Consider the following 18,787-nt stretch of genomic DNA (forward strand, 5'->3'; position numbering starts at 1 on the left):
AATGTCACCGCTGCGGCTGCTCCCTTCCAGGCCTGACCGGGTTCACGGCTGATCGTTGCGGGGGGACCGATGGGGTCACCATAACGCATGCTCATCTGGCGACGAGCCGCGCCATTGTACCGGCATCAGGCCAAGTTACAACCTTTAATTGCTAAAAACTCATCGTTACTCAATGACTTGGCGTTCCTGGCCAGCATCTGCCGGCGCTGTGCTCTCTTCGCGGGTCAGGGTTTGCACCAACGCATCGAAGGCGTTCTGCCGTGCTTCGCCGATCATCGCCGCCTGCTGCCAATAGTTGTCGTCCTCTTCGGCGGCCGCCTCCAGCGCTTGGCGATAAGGCCTCTGCATGGCGGTGAAGCGGTCCGGGTACTTGCGCCGCAGAAAGTCCTGCCAGAAATCCCGCGAACAGATGAACTTCTGCAAGGCCTCACCCTGCTCATCGGCCAACACCTGGAGCCGGGCTTGTTCCAACTGCTGCGGCCCTACCCCGGCCCAATCGTCATGGAGCATGGTGCGCGGCTGCCCCGGTAACGCCAATGCATCGGCCAGACCCAGGCGATAAGCCAGGCGCACTTCGATCTGATCCCGTGCCCGATCCACCAGCAAAGGCCTGGCGGCCAGCTCCTGGTCGGCGAAACTGTCCAGCTGCTCCAGGCGAAACAATCCGCGGGCCAGTTTGAGTAATGGAGCGCTGTCGTTGGCATCGAGCGCCAGGGCGCCAACCTGATGCGCCAACATGCGGACCTCCATGGCACTGAAGTTGAGGGCCACACTGTCGCCACAGGTAACATCACTGACCGCCAGATCGAATAACTCGCTACGCAAGCCTGCGCTTGCCCAGGCCGCATCGAACAAGGCCCAGACCCGACACTCGAGATCGCCCCGTTGCAAACGGTAATCAGCGGTCTCCCCGAGACGCGCCAGCAGATCGAAAAACGCCCCGGCGCCGCTTTCGTGCTCCACCAGGGCCCACTGCAGTTCACGCTGCGCTTTCAGGGGCGCCGACAACAGGTCCAGCCAGTAGTAGGAGGCATGCCAGGTGGCCTGCTGACGCGGGGCCAACCCGCCCAGGGTAACGTTGGTACGCTGGCGATACTCCAGCAACCCTTGACGGGCAGCGCTGTCGAACGGGTTGTCACCCAGCAGCACCCGCGGCGCCAGCCGTGAATCAATTGCCAACAGCTCGGCGGGGAGCGTCACGATCGCGTTGTTGCGCAAGTCAGCCAGCTCCAGAAAGGCTCTGCCCGCCAGGCCCTCGGGGCAGGTTTGCAGCCCACAGCTTTGCAGTTGCAAGCGCCGCAGGTAGGGCATCCGTTCCAAGTTCGGCGCGGTACTCAACGGGTTGTCGGCAAGCCTCAGCTCCTCCAGTTGGGTCAAGCCGGACAGCGCCTGCGCCTGCTCCGCCGTCAAGGACAATCGGTTGTGCGACAGGTTGAGATACTTGAGATTGGTGCAGGCGCTGATCTCGGCCGTAAGCCGCTGAAGGTCATTATGATCGAGGGAAAGCCGCTCCAGATCGGGGAATGCAGCGAGAAAACCCTGGGGGATTTCGCTCAACGCCATATCGGTCAAGGTCAGTTCGACCACCGCATCAAAGTTGCAGGCTTCAAGCTCCGGCAGCCGACCGATGCGCGCGCCATGCAAATCCAGGCGAAAGCCATAGGCCTTGCCCTGAGGGTCGTAGGCGCGCTCCGCCTGACGCCCCCAGGCCCGGCGCAACTGCCGGGAAACCCGGCGCCTGGCACTGGTCGACGCCTCGCCAATGGCCTCCCCTTCCCAGTAGCGCAGGTCACTTTCAAGTTGCCTGAGCTCGGCCTTGCGCTGCACCAGGTAGCTCGCCAGCGTGGTGCCGCGAGCCTCCAGATACGCCACCAGTTGATTGATTTCACCATCCGTCATGTTCGGATATAGAGCGCGCACCTGGCCCGACCTTGAAGGGTGAATGGCCCAAAGGCGCCCCCTGCCGCTCAACGGATAGCCGAGCCGCCCCGCATCCAGACGCTGCGGTGAACGCAACCAGGCTGTCTCGTTCTGCAAACCCAGCAGTTGCGCACACCGCCTGCGCTGCAGCAATGCCTCACTGGCCAGTTCTGTACCCAGTTCAGCGGGCTCGGCGAAAGACCCTTGCAACGACGCAGAAAGCCGCTGGAAAAGCGCCGCGATGACATCCGTGTGCGGGTCGATCTGCTCGACCAGCTCTTGCGCCGTGACGGCCAGGGACTCACCTGCTGGCCAGCCCGGCAACCGCGGCAGTAACCCCAGCGCCAGACGAGCGGTGTCGATGCCTGCCGATTGCCGGTGATAAAAGCCGATCAGCGCGCGATTGAGGCGCAGTTCACGCAAGGTTCGCACAGCCTTCTCGGCGAGTGCCGGCGCCACACGCTGGCGGCGGTTCATGACCTGCAGTTCAACGTCGGTTGCCGATGCGGCAATTTGTTCGGCGGCACGCACCGATAATCCGGGAAAGTCCCGCAGCAACCATTGACCGTGCACGGAGACCGGTTGCGGCCAGGGCAATCTGGCCCCACCCATCCGCTCGAAGGCATCGACAATCACCGCTGGCAGCGGCTGCTGCTCGATCAACAGCTGGCGAACGGACGCAAGATCATAGCCACAGACTCCCAGCGCCTGGTGAATCTGCTCATCGGCCAGGCCTTCGGCGCATGCCCCGAGGCGGCGTCCAAGCACGTGCAATTGCTGCCATTGCCAGGGTGACTCACCCGCGTGCAGCCAGCCGCCATCGCCGTTATGCCTAAGTGCCGGCGCAAAGGTGTGGCGCTCGTCCACTGGCTGGATATGCCAGGCATCCCCCTGATTGACCACGGCAAAATCGTGCTTCTGCATGCGCAAGTACTGGCCGCCTGAGGCCATGAACAACCCTGGGTGCTCGCCTGGCCCCTCGGCCAGGCGCAGCCCCGCCTGGCGGTATGGTGCAAGGTCGGGGTGCCATAGGCGCTGTTGGTTGCCAACAAGGCGTATTGACTGCAAGGCTTGCATAAAGCCCGAAGCCTCTGCCAGCTCTTGCAATACACGACCGCCCGCCGCCAGCGCGACAGCCCCGGCCACCTGTTCCACAGCGCGCTGCAGATGCTCGAGCGCCTCGTCCCGGTGATCATTGTGCCAAGCCTGGAAGCCTTCAAAGACTTCAGCGGCCAGTTGCACGGCCGCCACCCCCAGCATGACCTCGCCAAGCACCGGAATGAGCAAGCCGGCAACGCCCAGCAAGTCGAGGCCAGCCGTTTCGTACCATTCCCAGTTGCGTTGACGCACCCGCGCATCGACCTGGGCCGTGGGAACCGCCAGCCTGGCTGCATCTTCACGCAAGGCGGCAACTTGTGCGCGAACCATGTCGCGGAACAGGTTGGCTGCCAGCGGGGTGCCCTGGTAGCTGATGCTCAGCTCGACACTGCCAGCGGGTTGTAGACTTGCCAACTGCGCCTGCAACCTGCCGCGATCCTGCACACTGGCAAAGCGCAGCAATGAATCTGCATAGCCCGGCAGCCCGAGGCGCTGCTGCCATTCATCCCGCAGTTCGGCGACACTGGCAAACTCCTTGAGGCTGCCCTGAGCGTCGCCGGGAATGTAGAGGAACAGGCTGGCGGCCTGTTCGAGGGAGTTGCACCGCTGCGGATGCTGGCCGATAACCAGCACCTCTCGCAGGGCCACGCCCATCAGGCTGGGAACAAAGGCGCGGATGTCGATGTTCTTCAAACGCAACGGCCCGGCCTGCGCCGTGAGGTTCTGCATCAGACGGAACCCCCATTCGGTCAGGTCACCTTGAAACCAGGCCAGGTAAGCCGTTACCCGTAAGTCAAAACGGCGCTGCTCTTCGAGCATCTCGTGCACCTCACGGGCCGCTGCCCCCTGGGTTTGGCCGGGACCGTCCATAGGGGTAAAGAGCGCTTCCAGGTGCGCCTGAAAACGCCCGCCCAGGTCCAGCTCACGGCAGCGCCGGGCAAAATCCGCAGCCCCTGCCCGGGCCCGCTTGCCAACGATCAGGTAACTTTCGCCCAGCGTATCAGCCAGGGTTTCCTCTGCTTCGAAGTTGTCCATTGCAGCCTGCAGCATACTGCGGCGGGTTTCCACGCGCTTGTAGCTGACTCTTTGCGGTGGAATCTGCAGCGAGGATTGAGCGACCCTGGTGACTCGGCAAAACTGATCACGCTGCGGGTCGAAATCCTGCCCGAAGACCGGCACCAGCGCTTTTTTCAGTTCTGCATGGACAAAGCCCGGCAGTGCCTGCAACGTGCTCAGTAACGACTGCACCCGGGCACGGTACAGGCGGCTCTGAGCCATGCTGTAGGCAAGTTCTGCAAGATGACTGGGCTGGGCCTGAAGTAGCCAGGCGGGCAAAGTACGCTGCAAGGCTTCATGGAAGCTCAGAGCGTCTGCGGGGTCGTGGGATTCAAGCATGGCGTCTTCTCTGTATGAACAGTGGGAAAGCGCCACGCTACCGGCCGCTCGGCGGCACCTGGCGGTAGATATCTACCCGTGCAGGCGACGCAGCCTTGCAACATCCCCAGATCCCATCGCACCGCCTCTTCACTCAGGCTGTGGATCGGTTCGGCGGTTTTTTCCTGGAACACTTTGTAGAGGCTCGAGTACCCGGCGTAGTACTCGGCATCGCTGATCGAGGCCCGACGCTCTTCCAACGCCTGCTCCTGTTGCTCCAGCGAGTTGCGCAGGGCAAGGAATGCCTGGGTGTCGCGCTGGCGCAACCAGTCGCACCAGAACCAGGTCCGGGAACAACATTGCCGATGGCTGCCCCGGCAGGTCCAGCACTTCGGCCAGCCTGACCCGATAACCCAGGCTGACTTCCACTTCCTCGACATCGCGCCAGCGCCCCTGGGTGCTTTCCCGCCGCAGCCTGATACCGTCCAGCACCACCTTGTCGAGCTTGTCCAGGCGGAACAGGCCCTGGCCCAGACGCAGCAGCCGGGCGGTAACCTGGGAGCTCTCGCTTACCGACAGGGCCTGAAAGACCTGGACCTGGATTTCCAGGTAGCTGAAGTTCAGCGCAATACTGTTGCCGCAGGTACGCGGATGGCCCGCCAGCCTGAACAACTTGGCACGCAACTGACTGTCGGCGCTGGCAGCATCGACCATGCGCCAGACCCTGTCGAACAACTCGGTGCGCACCGCATCGTACTCGGCGACGTGCCCAAGGGGTTGTTACTCAGGTCAAGCACCTCCAGCCCGCTGCGCGCCACTGGACTGCGGCGCAGCATCATCCTGCACCCATTGACTCAAAGACTTGCGCAAACTGGCCAGTTCCTCGGCTTTTTCCCTGAGCAGCCTGGGCACATCGACAGCATCCGTAAGCCGCGGAAACAACTGCTTGGCCTGGTCGCGATAGAACTGCCAATACTCGCCCGCCGCACCACGGCCACTCAAGGGATAGCCGATCCGCCCATCGGCCAGGCGTGCGGGTGGCCTGAACCGGTCCTCCAGCACTACCTGGCCACTCAGGCGCCGGGCGCGATTACGGTCGGTATCGCTACCCTCCTGCCCCTCGACGCTGAAATGCCCCTCGGCGCTTTTGACCAGGGTACGCACCTGGCCCCAGCGGTCTGTTCCGGCACTTGCCAGCAGCACGCCGGCAGACCAGCCCGGCAGATGTTCGAGCGGGTCATGTTGGGGCTTCACAAAAGACACGAGGCTATTGCATTGCCCGGCAGCAGTTGCACTACATAGCTATGCCACCGGCGCCAGTTGACAGTCGGCCATGCGCAGATGAATGAAGTGCAGCTTGGCCACCACCGCCGACGGCAGCACGAACGGATAGAAATCCACCTGGCCCATGCTGCGCGACAGCTCATTGAGCATCGCTGACAGCTCGACCCAGGCATTGATAAAAGCGAGAAAATCTTTTGCCCCGGGGTCATCCGGGCGATACAGGTCCTCACGGGTGAAGGGCGGGAAATCCAGCTCCAGGCTGCTGGCATTCATGCCCAAGGCCAGAGCGGTGTCGAGTGCATCGGTCATGTGCAGATAGTGCGCCCAGGTTTCGGCCCAGTCTTCCCAGGGGTGCATGGTGGCGTAGGCACTGACATGGGCGGCCGCCCAATCACTCGGCGCGCCCTGCTGATAGTGACGCTCCAGCGCCTGGCCGTAGCTTTCGCGCTCATCGCCGAACAGGTCGCGAAAGCCGTCGAGCCAATGGCTGCCAGCAATCAAACGGTCCCAATAGTAGTGGCCGACTTCGTGACGCAGGTGGCCCAGCAGGGTTCGATAAGGTTCGTGCAGTTGCACGCGTACCCGCTCGCGCCAGTCGTCATCGGCCTCGCGCACATCAAGGGTGATCAGGCCATTGGCATGACCGGTCACCGGGGCCTTGCCGTCAAGGTCGACGCCGATGAAATCGAAGGCCAGGCCCGGGCCACCCTCCTCGCCTTTCGGCTCCACCGGCAAGCCCAGGTGCAACAGCTGCGCGGTCAGCCGGCGCTTGGCGGTTTCCAGCTTGCGCCAGCGTAGGTGGTTGTCGATGATGGAAAGGTCCGGAATGGTCCGGTTCAGGCGACAGGCCAGGCACAGGCTATCCGGCTCGTGGTCGGCCAGCAGCCAGTTGCAGGCGGCCGGGGTATCGAGGTTGGCGCAGCGCCGCAGCGGGCCGGCCTCAGGCTCACCATCGAGCAGCCAGAGCCCCTCTGCAGGCCCGGGCGAGAGACTCGCCACCCGGTTGCTCGGCGGCCAATAGCCCAGCGCCGACTGGCAGGCCAGGCACTGGCTGTTGCGAAAGAACACCGACTGCCCGCATTGGCACTGCCAGACCCGATCCGGGCGTTGCGGCTGGCTGACGAAGCGCACGGCGATCCTGGCGCCCAGCTGTTCGAAAAAACGGTACATGGCGATCCCTCCCTGGCTGCCTGCCAAGACTAGACCATGGTTACCGTCGCCAATGCCGTGTTTATACCGCGATGCCGTGACCGGCCAGGAAGCCGACGAAGGCATCTTCATCCAGCACCTTCAGGCCCAACTCGCTGGCCTTGGCCAGCTTGGAACCGGCGCCGGGGCCGGCGACCACGCAGTGGGTCTTGGCCGAGACGGAACCGGCGACCTTGGCCCCGAGGCTTTCCAGCTTGTCCTTGGCCACATCGCGGCTCATGCGTTCCAGCGAGCCGGTCAGCACCCAGGTCTGGCCGGCCAGGGGCAAGCCTTCGGCGACTTTCTTCTCGCTCGACCAGTGCATACCGAAGTCGCGCAGCTGCGCTTCGATGGCCAGGGCCAGGGTGGCGTTTTCCGCGACCTGGAAGAAGGCCCGTACCGCTTCGGCCGGCTTGGCCGCCAAGGCCTGGCGCAGGTCGATGCCGTCAGCGGCGATGATCTTCTCCAGGCTGTCGAGCTTGGCCACCAGTTTTTCCGCGCCGGTGGGCCCGACCGACGGAATATCCAGCTTGGCAATCAACCCGGCCAGGGTAGTGCTGGCGGCGAACTCGGCGCCCAGCTCCCCTTCGTCCTGCAACTGCAAGCCGCGTTCGAGCAACTGCGCGATCACTGTGCGGTTGTGCTCGTCTTCGAAGAAGCTGTGGATCTCGTGGGCGACCTCCAGGCCGATGTCCGGCAGGTAAGTCAGCACCTGCGGCAACGCCGCCATGACCCGCTGCAACGAACCCAGGGAGCGAGCCAGTACCTTGGCCGTCTCCTCGCCCACATCCGGAATGCCGAGGGCGTAGATGAAGCGCGCCAGGCCCGGTTTTTTGCTGGCTTCGATGGCCGCCAACAGGTTCTTGCTCGACAGCTCGGCAAAGCCTTCAAGGTCGACGATCTGCTCAAAGGTCAGCTGGTACAGATCAGCTGGCGAACGGATCAAGCCTTCGTCCACCAGTTGCTCGACGCTCTTCTCGCCCAGGCCTTCGATATCCATGGCGCGGCGCGATACATAATGAATGATCGCCTGCTTGAGCTGGGCGGCGCAGGCCAGACGGCCGACGCAGCGGTACACAGCGCCTTCGCTGACGGTTTCCTTGCCCTTGCTGCGCTTGACCAGCTGGGTGCGCTCGACCTGCGAGCCGCACACCGGGCATTCGGTGGGGATGTGCACGGGGCGGGCACCTTCCGGGCGACGCTCGGTGACCACCTGCATGACTTGCGGGATGACGTCACCGGCGCGGCGAATGATCACCGTGTCGCCGATCATCAGGCCCAGGCGGGCGACTTCGTCCATGTTGTGCAGGGTGGCATTGGACACCGTCACACCCGCCACCTTGACCGGCTTGAGCCGGGCCACGGGGGTTACCGCGCCGGTGCGGCCGACCTGGAACTCGACGTCCAGCACTTCGGTCAGCTCCTCCATGGCCGGGAACTTGTGGGCAATCGCCCAGCGCGGTTCACGGGCGCGGAAGCCCAACTCGCGCTGGGAAGCCAGGCTGTTGACCTTGAACACCACGCCGTCGATCTCGTAAGGCAGCTCGTTGCGCCGCGCGCCGATGTCGCGGTAGTACTCCAGGCACTCGGCCACGCCAGCGGCATGGCGCAGCTCGCGGCTGATCGGCATGCCCCAGGCCTTGAGCTGCTCCAGGGTGCCGATGTGGGTGTCGGCAACCGGCGCCGATACCTGGCCGACGCCATAGCAGCAGAATTCCAGCGGGCGGCTGGCGGTGATCTTCGAGTCAAGCTGGCGCAGGCTGCCGGCGGCGGCATTGCGCGGGTTGGCGAAGGTCTTGCCGCCCGCGTCGATCTGCGCCTGGTTCAGGCGCTCGAACCCGGCCTTGGACATGTACACTTCACCACGCACTTCCAGCACTGCCGGCCAGCCTTCGCCCTGCAGCTTGAGCGGGATGTTGCGCACAGTGCGCACATTGACGCTGATGTCTTCCCCCGTGGTGCCGTCGCCACGGGTTGCGCCCTGCACCAGTTGCCCATCACGGTACAGCAGGCTGACCGCCAGGCCATCGAGCTTGGGCTCGCAGCTGTAGTCGACTGCGGCGCCGTCACCCAGCAGGTCGCCAGCCGGCAGATCCAGGCCTTCAACCACACGACGGTCAAACTCGCGCAGGTCATTTTCTTCAAAGGCATTGCCCAGGCTGAGCATCGGCACTTCGTGGCGCACCTGGCTAAATGCCGACAACGCCGAGCCGCCAACACGCTGGGTCGGCGAGTCAGCGGTCACCAGCCCTGGATGTTCGGCTTCCAGGGCTTTGAGTTCATTGAACAGGCGATCGTACTCAGCGTCGGGCACACTCGGCTCATCGAGCACGTAGTAGCGATAGTTGTGCTGGTCGAGCTCGGCGCGCAGTTCAAGGATTCGGGATTCGGCGGTCATGATGTGTCGTCTCTTGCAAAGCAAAAGAGCAGCCTTGGCTGCTCTTTGGGGCATGTCTCTACTATCGGTTGAGGCTTCATCGCCGGCAAGGCCGGCTCCCACAAGGACCGCATACACCGAACCCTGTGGGAGCCGGCGTTGCCGGCGATGCTGTCAGCGCTTCTGGGTCAGCGCCCGGCGCTCGAACTCGACGATGCGCTGGCGGTAGTGCTCGATGGTTTGCGCGGTCATCACACTGCGCTGGTCATCCTTGAGCTCGCCGTTGAGTTCGTGGGCCAGCTTGCGCGCTGCCGCCACCATCACGTCGAAGGCCTGCTTCGGATGACGCGGGCCCGGCAGACCGAGGAAGAAGCTCACCGCACGGGTGCTGAAGTGGTCGATGTCATCGAGGTCGAACACGCCCGGCTTGACCGCGTTGGCCATCGAGAACAGCACTTCGCCATTACCGGCCATGCTTTCGTGCCGGTGGAAGATGTCCATTTCACCGAAACGCAGGCCGCTTTCCAGAATGTTCTGCAGCAACGCCGGGCCCTTGAAGCCGCCTTCGTCGCGGGAAATCACGCTGATCACCAGCACTTCTTCAACCGGCGGCAGGTCCTTGCCTTCGCTGGAACCGTAGCCAGTGGTTTTCGGGCTTTCGTCGGGGAAGTCATCGTCAGCATTGCCGAACAGGTCCGGCTCACGCGGTTCGGCGGCCAGGTTCAGGTCACCCTGTTGTGGCTCGTTGCCGCGCTTGTTGCGCTTGCCCTTGCCGACCTTGGGTTCACGCTCACGCCCCGCACTCATCGACGGCAAATCGTGTTCGTCCAGCGCTGGCTCTTTGTGGGTGTCGAGCACGCGCGGCTCGCCGATCACTTCGGTGCCACCGCTGCTGTCATCGTCCGGCAGGTTGGAAAAGCTGCGGTCCAGACGGAATTTCAACTTGCCCTTGCCGCCGCGCATGCGGCGCCAGCCGTCGAAAAGAATACCGGCAATGACAATAATGCCGATGACGATCAGCCACTCGCGCAGACCGATTTCCATGTAATCCCGTGCCTCTGTAAAAAATGCTGAAAAATAAAGGGTTTAAACCCCTTTAAAACGTGGCGCCAACTCTATGTTCTGACAGGCGTTTTACCCACGCAAAAAAATAAGTGACATTAAGCTAGCACGACCAAAGATAACTTTACACCGTCTGTCGCAACTGACAGGGCCATTTACCGCTGGTTCACACCTTATTGCTTCAAATCAGGCGTCGACCATGGCCATCGCCTCCTCCACATCCACCGCCACCAGCCGTGAACAACCCGGTTCATGCATGGTAACCCCCATCAGTTGATCGGCCATTTCCATGGCGATCTTGTTGTGGGTGATATAGATGAACTGCACTGTCTGGCTCATCTCTTTCACCAGCCGGGCGTAACGCCCGACGTTGGCATCGTCCAGCGGCGCATCGACTTCGTCGAGCATGCAGAACGGTGCCGGGTTCAACTTGAAAATGGCAAACACCAGGGCCAGGGCGGTCAACGCTTTCTCACCGCCCGAGAGCAGGTGGATGGTGCTGTTCTTCTTGCCCGGTGGCCGCGCCATGATCGTCACCCCTGTATCGAGTAGATCTTCGCCCGTCAGTTCCAGGTAAGCGCTGCCACCACCGAAAACTTTTGGGAAAAGTGCCTGTAATCCGGCATTTATCTGATCAAAGGTATCCTTGAAGCGGTTGCGGGTTTCCTTGTCGATCTTGCGAATGACGTTTTCGAGGGTGTCCAGGGCTTCGACCAGATCGGCGTCCTGGGCATCCAGGTAGCGCTTGCGCTCGGACTGCTGCTGGTACTCGTCGATCGCCGCCAGGTTGATCGCGCCCAGGCGCTGGATGCGCGCATCGATGCGCTCGAGCTCTTGCTCGGCTTCCTGCTCGCTGGCCTGCTCGCCCAGGGTTGCCAGTACCCCGTCGAGGTCGTAGCCGTCGGCGAGCAGTTGCTCCTGCAAGGTCTTGCGCCGCACACTCAGCCCTTGCCATTCCAGCCGGTGCTGCTCGAGCTGGCCACGCAGCAGTTGCGACTGCTGCTCGGCCTGGGTGCGGCGCTTCTCGGCATCACGCAGCTCACGGTCGGCTTCGTCCATGTGCAGCCGCGCCTGACGCATTTCGTCATCGACGCTCATGCGTTTTTCCAGCAGTTCTTCAAGCTTGAGGCGCAGCTCTTCCAGCGGCGCCTCGCCCTCCTCCAGGTTCAGGGTCAGCTGTTCGCGCTTCTCGCTCAGGCGCTCGGACTGCAGTTCCAGACGTTCCAGGGCCTGGCGGGTGGAATCGTGCTGGGCGCGCAATGACCCCAGGCGCACCGCTAATTGATGGGCATGATCCTTGTGCTGACGGGCTTCCTGACGCACCCGATCGAGACGTTCGCGCAAGCTGTCGCGCTGAGCCAGCAGCAGCTCGCGCTGCTCGGTGTCCTGAGCCATCAGGTCGAGGGCTTCCTGCAGTTGCAGGCGTGACTCACCGAGGTTTTCGTGCTCGATGCTGCGTTGTTCGAGCAGCTCGGCCAGCTCTTCTTCAAGGCGCCGGCGGCGCAGGCTCAACTGTTCGGCGCGGGCCTTGCCGGCCGAGAGCCGGGCGTTGAGCTCGCTTTGTTGGCGCGCTTCGTCCTGTGCGCGGCGGCGCAGTTGCTCGCGGCGCTCTTCAAGTTGTTGCTGCTGCTCGCGCTGCTCCTGCAGCCTGGCCTCCAGCAGTTCCAGCGTCGCTTCGTGCTCTTGCAGCTCTTGGCCCAGGCGCTCCAGCTCCTGACCTCGGGCCAGCACCCCGCCCTGGGCATCGCTGGCGCGGCTGACACGCAAAAAGTGCCGGCCCACCCAGTAACCGTCCCGGCTGATCAGGCTTTGCCCCTCGGCCAACTGAGTGCGCAGGGCCAAGGCCTGTTCGAGGCGCTCTACCGGTTTGACCTGGCCGAGCCAGGGCGCCAGATCGATGCGCCCTTCGACCTTGTCGAGCAGGCTGCCGGGCATGCGCACGCCTTGGCCGCGGCTGTCGAGCAGGCGCAGCTCGCCTTGATCAAAGGCGCTCAGGTCCAGCCCATTGAAGTCGTCAACCAGCACCGCCTGCAGATCGGCGCCCAGCACGGTTTCCACCGCCAGCTCCCAACCCGGCTCAACGCGCAAGCCTTCGGCCAGGCGCGGACGTTGCTCCAGGCCCTGCTCGCGCAGCCATTGTGCGGTGCCGGTGCCAGGATCGAGCGCTGCTTGCTGCAGGGCTTCCAGTGACGCCAGGCGACCGCCCAGGCGCTGCAATTCGCCCTGGGCTTGCTGCTGGGCCTGTACCGCCTGCTGCAGCTGTTCGCGCAGCGCTTCGAGCTGCTCGACCACCTGCAGCTCTTCTATCTGCAGTTCTTCAAGCAGCAGTTCGCTGGTCGCGACCTGCTCGCCCAGTTCGAGGATCGCGGCGTCTTCCGGGTCGGCACTGAGCTGATCGCGCTCTTCGCCAAGCTTGCGCTGGCGCTCGGCCAGGCGCTCGAGGCTGGTTTCCAGCTGCTGGATACGCGCCTGCTGCACCTCGGCCTGGCGCCGCGGCTCGGCCGAGCGGGTGTTGAAACTGTCCCACTGCTCCTGCCAGCCGTGCATGGTGGTTTCGGCGTCTTCCAGGGTGGCGGCGGCCTCTTCGGCAGCGGCCAGGGTCAGCTCCTGCTCGGGCTCGAGCATCTGCAGCTCTTCGCCCAGGGTGGCGAGCATCGTGCGGTCATGGCCCAGGTGCGACTCGGTTTCCAGGCGCGAGCGTTCGGCCTCCTTGAGGTCATCCTGCAACTGGCGCAGACGCTGCTGGCCGTGCTGAATGCTCTGCTCAACCCGGGCAATATCGCCGCCGACCGAATAGAAACGCCCCTGCACCAGGTTGAAGCGCTCGGACAGCTCATGGTGGCCATCACGCAGGCGCTCAATGCTGGCATCGGCATTGCGCTGTTCGGCCACCAGGGCCTCGAAGGCCACTTCCTGGTCGCCGATCACCGCTTCGCGCTGGCCCACCTGATCGTTCAGGGCCTGCCAGCGCAGGGCCGCCAGTTGTGCCTTGAGCTGACGCTCCTCGGCCTTGTATTCCTTGTATTTCTCGGCCGCCTGGGCCTGACGATGCAGGCGTTCGAGCTGGCGCTCGAGCTCTTCGCGCAGGTCGGTCAGGCGTTCGAGGTTCTCGTGGGTGCGGCGGATACGGTTCTCGGTCTCGCGCCGGCGTTCCTTGTACTTGGAAATGCCCGCCGCTTCTTCGATGAAGTTGCGCAGGTCCTCGGGCTTGGCCTCGATCAGCTTGGAGATCATCCCCTGCTCGATGATCGAGTAGCTGCGCGGGCCCAGGCCGGTACCGAGGAAGATATCGGTAATGTCACGGCGCCGGCATTTGGCGCCATTGAGGTAATAGGTATTCTGCCCGTCGCGGGTCACCTTGCGGCGGATGGAGATTTCCGCATAGGCCGCGTACTCGCCCACCAGGGTGCTGTCGGCGTTGTCGAACACCAGCTCGATACTGGCCTGGCTCACCGGTTTGCGGCTGGTCGAACCGTTGAAGATGACGTCGGTCATCGACTCGCCACGCAGGTTTTTGGCCGAGCTTTCGCCCATCACCCAGCGCACCGCATCGATGATGTTGGACTTGCCGCAGCCGTTGGGCCCGACCACGGCGGCCATGTTGCTGGGGAAGTTGACCGTGGTGGGGTCGACGAACGACTTGAACCCGGCCAGGCGAATGCACTTGAGGCGCATGCTCAGGCAGTCGCCAGCGCCGCCAGCACCAGCTCGCAGCTGCGCTGGCAGTACTCGGCCAGCACCGTGCGGATACGCTGCGGGTCACGGGCCACCACGGCCTCGAGCAGGTTGGCGAACAGCACCAGGAAGTCGTTCATGTTGGCCTTGCGCTGATCCAGCGCCAGGTAATAGGCACGACTCATGGCCGGTTGCAGGTTCTCGACGGTTTCCTGCAGGTAGGGGTTGTTGGCGAACGGATAGGCGGCGCGCATCACCGCGAAACTGTCTTCGACGAAGACGCGGATGTCCTGGCGTTCGAATGCACTGGTCAGGCGCTGCTGGATCTTGAGGAACGGCAGCAGGTCGCCCTCATTGCGCCAGTTCAGGGCCACGGCGTTGCCGAGCAAGGTATACAGCTCGCCCATCAGCGTACACAGGCTGCGCACGTTGTGTTCGTCGAGCTCGGTCACATGGGCGCCACGACGCGGCAGGATGGTCACCAGGTGCCGGCGCTCGAGGATCAGCAACGCCTCGCGCACTGAACCACGGCTGACATTCAATGCCTGGGTGACCTTCTGCTCCTGGATCCGCTCGGTGGGCTTGAGCTCACCGCGAATGATCCGCTCGGCCAGGTAATGGGCAATTTGCTCGGAGAGGCTGTCCGGCGCCTTGAACGTCATGGTTTTCCTTCAAAATCATTGAACTGTGCACAAGCGCCGAATTGTAGCGCACTTGCCCCCACGCCGCGCAGTGGCCATTTGGCAGAAGTTGGCACGATTGACGCAAAAGATTCGGATCACACAGGGCCAACTATGCTCATAACTGAGCACCTGTAAAAGGGCGGAAGCGCCACGAGAAATTTCCTGACCCGAAGGTCAGAAAATTATTGACCTGAAAATCAAGTCTGCTTACAGTCCGCTCAACAACAATAAGTCGCTTGTGAGGCCTTCCCGTGATCCAGTTTCTACTTAACCAGGAGCTGCGCAGTGAGCATGCCCTGGACCCCAACCTGACAGTCCTCGAGTATCTTCGTGAACACCTGGGCAAGTCCGGTACCAAGGAAGGCTGCGCCAGCGGCGATTGCGGCGCCTGCACCGTGGTGGTCGGCGAGCTGGCGCAGAACGATGACGGCCGCGAGCACATCCGCTACCGCAGCCTCAACTCGTGCCTGACCTTCGTCTCCTCGCTGCACGGCAAACAGCTGATCAGCGTCGAAGGCCTCAAGCACCAGGGCAAGCTGCACAGCGTGCAGCAGGCCATGGCCGACTGCCATGGTTCGCAATGCGGCTTCTGCACCCCGGGCTTCGTCATGTCGCTGTTTGCCCTGCAAAAGAACAGCGACGCCCCCGACCTGCACAAGGCCCAGGAAGCCCTGGCCGGCAACCTCTGCCGCTGCACCGGCTACCGGCCGATCCTGGCCGCTGCCGAACAGTCCTGCTGCCAGGCCAAGCCTGATCAGTTCGATGCCAGCGAAGCCCAGACCATCGCCCGCCTCAAAGCTATCGCCCCAAGCGAAACCGGTGAGCTCAACAGTGGCGACAAGCGCTGCCTGGTGCCGCTGACCGTGGCCGACCTTGCCGACCTCTACAGCTCGCACCCCGAAGCCCGGTTGCTGGCTGGCGGTACCGACCTGGCGCTGGAAGTCACCCAGTTCCACAAGACCCTGCCGGTGATGATCTATGTCGGCAACGTCGCCGAACTCAAGCGCATCGAGACGCACGACCAGCACCTGGAAATCGGCGCAGCCACGCCATTGACCGACTGCTACGACGCCCTGAGCCGCGAGTACCCGGACTTCGGCGAGTTGCTGCACCGCTTTGCCTCACTGCAAATCCGTAACCAGGGCACCCTCGGCGGCAACATCGGCAACGCCTCGCCGATCGGTGACTCGCCGCCCCTGCTGATTGCCCTGGATGCGCAGATCGTTTTACGCAAGGGTGAAAACACCCGCACCCTGGCGCTGGAAGACTACTTCATCGACTACCGCATCACCGCGCGCCAGGATAGCGAGTTCATCGAGAAGATCGTCGTGCCACGGGCCCGTGCCGACTGGGCGTTCCGCGCCTACAAGGTGTCCAAGCGCCTGGACGATGACATCTCGGCAGTCTGCGCGGCGTTCAACCTGCGCATCAGCAACGGCGTGGTCGAGGCTGCACGCATTGCTTTCGGCGGTATGGCGGCGATCCCGAAACGGGCCCGCGCCTGCGAAACAGCGCTAGTCGGCAAGGCCTGGAACCAGGCCAGCATCGAGCGCGCCTGCCAGGCCCTGGCAGAGGACTTCACGCCGCTTTCGGATTTCCGTGCCAGCAAAGAATACCGCCTGCTCAGCGCGCAGAACCTGCTGCGCAAATACTTCATCGAACTGCAAACACCGCACATCGAAACTCGGGTGACCGCTTATGTCTAACCATCACGTCGCCAAAAGCCAGGCAGAGCTGGCCGAACTGTTCAGCCAGGACCTGACCACCGGGGTTGGCCGCAGCCTCAAGCACGATAGCGCCGACAAGCATGTGTCGGGCGAAGCGGTGTACATCGATGATCGCCTGGAGTTCCCCAATCAGCTGCATGTCTATGCGCGGCTGTCCGACCGCGCCCATGCACGGGTGCTGAGCATCGACACCAGCCCCTGCTACGCCTTCGAAGGCGTGCGCATCGCCATCACCCATGAAGACATACCGGGCCTCAAGGACATCGGCCCGCTGCTGCCCGGTGACCCGCTGCTGGCCATCGACACCGTCGAGTTCGTTGGCCAGCCGGTGGTCGCCGTCGCTGCCCGCGACCTGGATACCGCGCGCCGCGCGGCCATGGCCGCGATCATCGAATATGAAGACCTGGAGCCAGTGCTGGATGTGGTCGAGGCCCTGCGCAAGCAACACTTCGTGCTCGACAGCCACACCCACCAGCGCGGTGACTCGGTCAGCGCCCTGGCCAGCGCCCCGCATCGCCTGCAGGGCACCCTGCACATCGGCGGCCAGGAGCACTTCTACCTGGAAACCCAGATCTCCTCGGTGATGCCCACCGAAGACGGCGGAATGATCGTCTACTGCTCGACCCAGAACCCCACCGAAGTGCAGAAGCTGGTGGCGGAAGTCCTCGACGTGCCAATGAACAAGATCGTCGTTGACATGCGCCGCATGGGCGGTGGTTTCGGCGGCAAGGAAACCCAGGCGGCCAGCCCCGCCTGCCTGTGCGCAGTGATCGCGCACCTCACCGGCCAGCCGACCAAGATGCGCCTGCCGCGGGTCGAAGACATGCTCATGACCGGCAAGCGCCACCCGTTCTACATCGAATACGACGTCGGCTTCGATGACAACGGCCGCCTGCACGGTATCAATTTCGACCTGGCCGGCAACTGCGGCTGCTCGCCGGACCTCTCGGCGTCGATCGTCGACCGCGCCATGTTCCACGCCGACAACGCCTATTACCTGGGCGATGCCACCATCCATGGCCACCGCTGCAAGACCAACACCGCGTCGAACACCGCCTACCGCGGCTTCGGTGGCCCGCAAGGCATGGTCGCCATCGAAGAGGTCATGGACCACATCGCCCGCCACCTGGCCCTCGACCCGCTGGCGGTGCGCAAGGCCAACTACTATGGCAAGACCGAGCGCAACGTCACCCATTACTACCAGACCGTCGAGCACAACATGCTCGAAGAGATCACCGCCGAGCTCGAAACCAGCAGCGATTATGCCGAGCGCCGCGAGTCGATCCGCCGCTTCAACGCCAACAGCCCGATCCTCAAGAAAGGCCTGGCGCTGACCCCGGTGAAGTTCGGTATCTCGTTCACTGCCAGCTTCCTCAACCAGGCTGGCGCCCTGGTGCACATCTACACCGATGGCAGCATTCACCTGAACCACGGCGGCACCGAAATGGGCCAGGGCCTGAACACCAAGGTGGCGCAGGTGGTGGCCGAAGTGTTCCAGGTAGATTTCCAGCGCATCCAGATCACTGCGACCAACACCGACAAGGTGCCCAACACCTCGCCGACCGCCGCCTCCAGCGGCGCCGACCTGAACGGCAAGGCGGCGCAGAATGCCGCCGAGATCCTCAAGAAACGCCTGACCGAGTTCGCCGCCCGTCAATACAAGGTCAGCGAGGAAGACGTCGAGTTTCGCAACGGCCACGTGCGTGTGCGCGATGAAATCCTCAGTTTCGAAGCCCTGGTGCAACAGGCATATTTTGCTCAGGTGTCGCTGTCGAGCACCGGCTTCTACAAGACCCCGAAAATCTACTACGACCGCAGCCAGGCCCGCGGCCGGCCGTTCTACTACTTCGCCTTCGGTGCGGCCTGTGCCGAGGTGATCGTCGACACCCTGACCGGCGAATACAAGATGCTGCGCACCGACATCCTTCACGATGTGGGCGCCTCGCTGAACCCGGCCATCGACATCGGCCAGGTCGAGGGCGGGTTCATCCAGGGCATGGGCTGGCTGACCACCGAAGAGCTGGTATGGAACGCCAAGGGCAAGCTGATGACCAACGGCCCGGCCAGCTACAAGATCCCGGCGGTGGCCGACATGCCGGTGGATTTGCGCGTCAAGCTGGTGGAGAACCGCAAGAACCCGGAAGACACGGTATTCCACTCCAAGGCCGTGGGTGAGCCGCCGTTCATGCTCGGCATTGCCGCCTGGTGCGCGATCAAGGACGCCGTGGCGAGCCTGGGCGACTACCGCGTGCACCCGCTGATCGATGCGCCGGCGACGCCGGAGCGGGTGCTCTGGGGTTGCGAGCAGGTGCGCAAGGCGGTGGCGGCGCAACAGCCTGCTACCGAGGTTGAGACAGTGACACCGTGAGTCCGCTATCGCTGGCAAGCCAGCTCCCACA

General features: G+C 63.4%; 9 protein-coding genes, 1 other RNA gene and 1 pseudogene. 2 read left to right on the forward strand and 9 right to left on the reverse strand.

Annotation, left to right across the window (positions count from 1 at the left end):
* Nucleotides 1-7: 7 nt before the first annotated feature.
* The 9 genes and pseudogenes from ffs to UW3_RS0123040 form a co-directional block, all read right to left on the reverse strand.
* An RNA gene (gene ffs / locus UW3_RS27950) (signal recognition particle sRNA small type) lies at nucleotides 8-48 on the reverse strand.
* A gap of 117 nt (nucleotides 49-165) precedes the next feature.
* Entirely contained in the window at nucleotides 166-4,413 is a 4,248-nt protein-coding gene (locus tag UW3_RS0123005) for an NEL-type E3 ubiquitin ligase domain-containing protein (RefSeq protein ID WP_026001478.1), read from the reverse strand.
* A gap of 129 nt (nucleotides 4,414-4,542) precedes the next feature.
* A pseudogene (locus UW3_RS28440) lies at nucleotides 4,543-5,154 on the reverse strand (NEL-type E3 ubiquitin ligase domain-containing protein); the annotation flags it as partial.
* 27 nt (nucleotides 5,155-5,181) lie between these two features.
* Nucleotides 5,182-5,646: a hypothetical protein gene (locus tag UW3_RS28445; protein ID WP_145997587.1), complete on the reverse strand. Its 465-nt coding sequence runs from the start codon at nucleotides 5,644-5,646 to the stop codon at nucleotides 5,182-5,184.
* A gap of 48 nt (nucleotides 5,647-5,694) precedes the next feature.
* Nucleotides 5,695-6,846: a zinc-binding metallopeptidase family protein gene (locus UW3_RS0123020; protein WP_010226019.1), complete on the reverse strand. Its 1,152-nt coding sequence runs from the start codon at nucleotides 6,844-6,846 to the stop codon at nucleotides 5,695-5,697.
* A 61-nt stretch (nucleotides 6,847-6,907) separates the two neighbouring features.
* Nucleotides 6,908-9,262, reverse strand: coding sequence for an NAD-dependent DNA ligase LigA (gene ligA, locus UW3_RS0123025; RefSeq protein ID WP_010226020.1), 2,355 nt, complete (start codon nucleotides 9,260-9,262; stop codon nucleotides 6,908-6,910).
* A 153-nt stretch (nucleotides 9,263-9,415) separates the two neighbouring features.
* Entirely contained in the window at nucleotides 9,416-10,285 is an 870-nt protein-coding gene (gene zipA, locus UW3_RS0123030; protein ID WP_010226021.1) for a cell division protein ZipA, read from the reverse strand.
* A 204-nt stretch (nucleotides 10,286-10,489) separates the two neighbouring features.
* The gene (gene smc / locus UW3_RS0123035) at nucleotides 10,490-13,978 is read right to left on the reverse strand and encodes a chromosome segregation protein SMC (protein ID WP_010226023.1); all 3,489 of its coding nucleotides are present in this window, start codon (nucleotides 13,976-13,978) and stop codon (nucleotides 10,490-10,492) included.
* A 2-nt stretch (nucleotides 13,979-13,980) separates the two neighbouring features.
* Entirely contained in the window at nucleotides 13,981-14,640 is a 660-nt protein-coding gene (locus UW3_RS0123040) for a GntR family transcriptional regulator (RefSeq protein ID WP_010226026.1), read from the reverse strand.
* 272 nt (nucleotides 14,641-14,912) lie between these two features.
* On the opposite strand from UW3_RS0123040, the gene xdhA reads away from it, so the two are divergent.
* Both xdhA and xdhB read left to right on the forward strand, forming a co-directional pair.
* Complete coding sequence (gene xdhA, locus UW3_RS0123045) at nucleotides 14,913-16,367, forward strand: xanthine dehydrogenase small subunit (protein WP_010226028.1); 1,455 nt, start codon at nucleotides 14,913-14,915, stop codon at nucleotides 16,365-16,367.
* Nucleotides 16,360-18,756: a xanthine dehydrogenase molybdopterin binding subunit gene (gene xdhB, locus UW3_RS0123050; RefSeq protein WP_010226030.1), complete on the forward strand. Its 2,397-nt coding sequence runs from the start codon at nucleotides 16,360-16,362 to the stop codon at nucleotides 18,754-18,756. The genes xdhA and xdhB overlap by 8 nt, the downstream gene beginning before the upstream one ends.
* Nucleotides 18,757-18,787: the final 31 nt, after the last annotated feature.

The sequence above is a fragment of the Pseudomonas donghuensis genome (genome assembly GCF_000259195.1).
Lineage (GTDB): Bacteria > Pseudomonadota > Gammaproteobacteria > Pseudomonadales > Pseudomonadaceae > Aquipseudomonas > Aquipseudomonas donghuensis.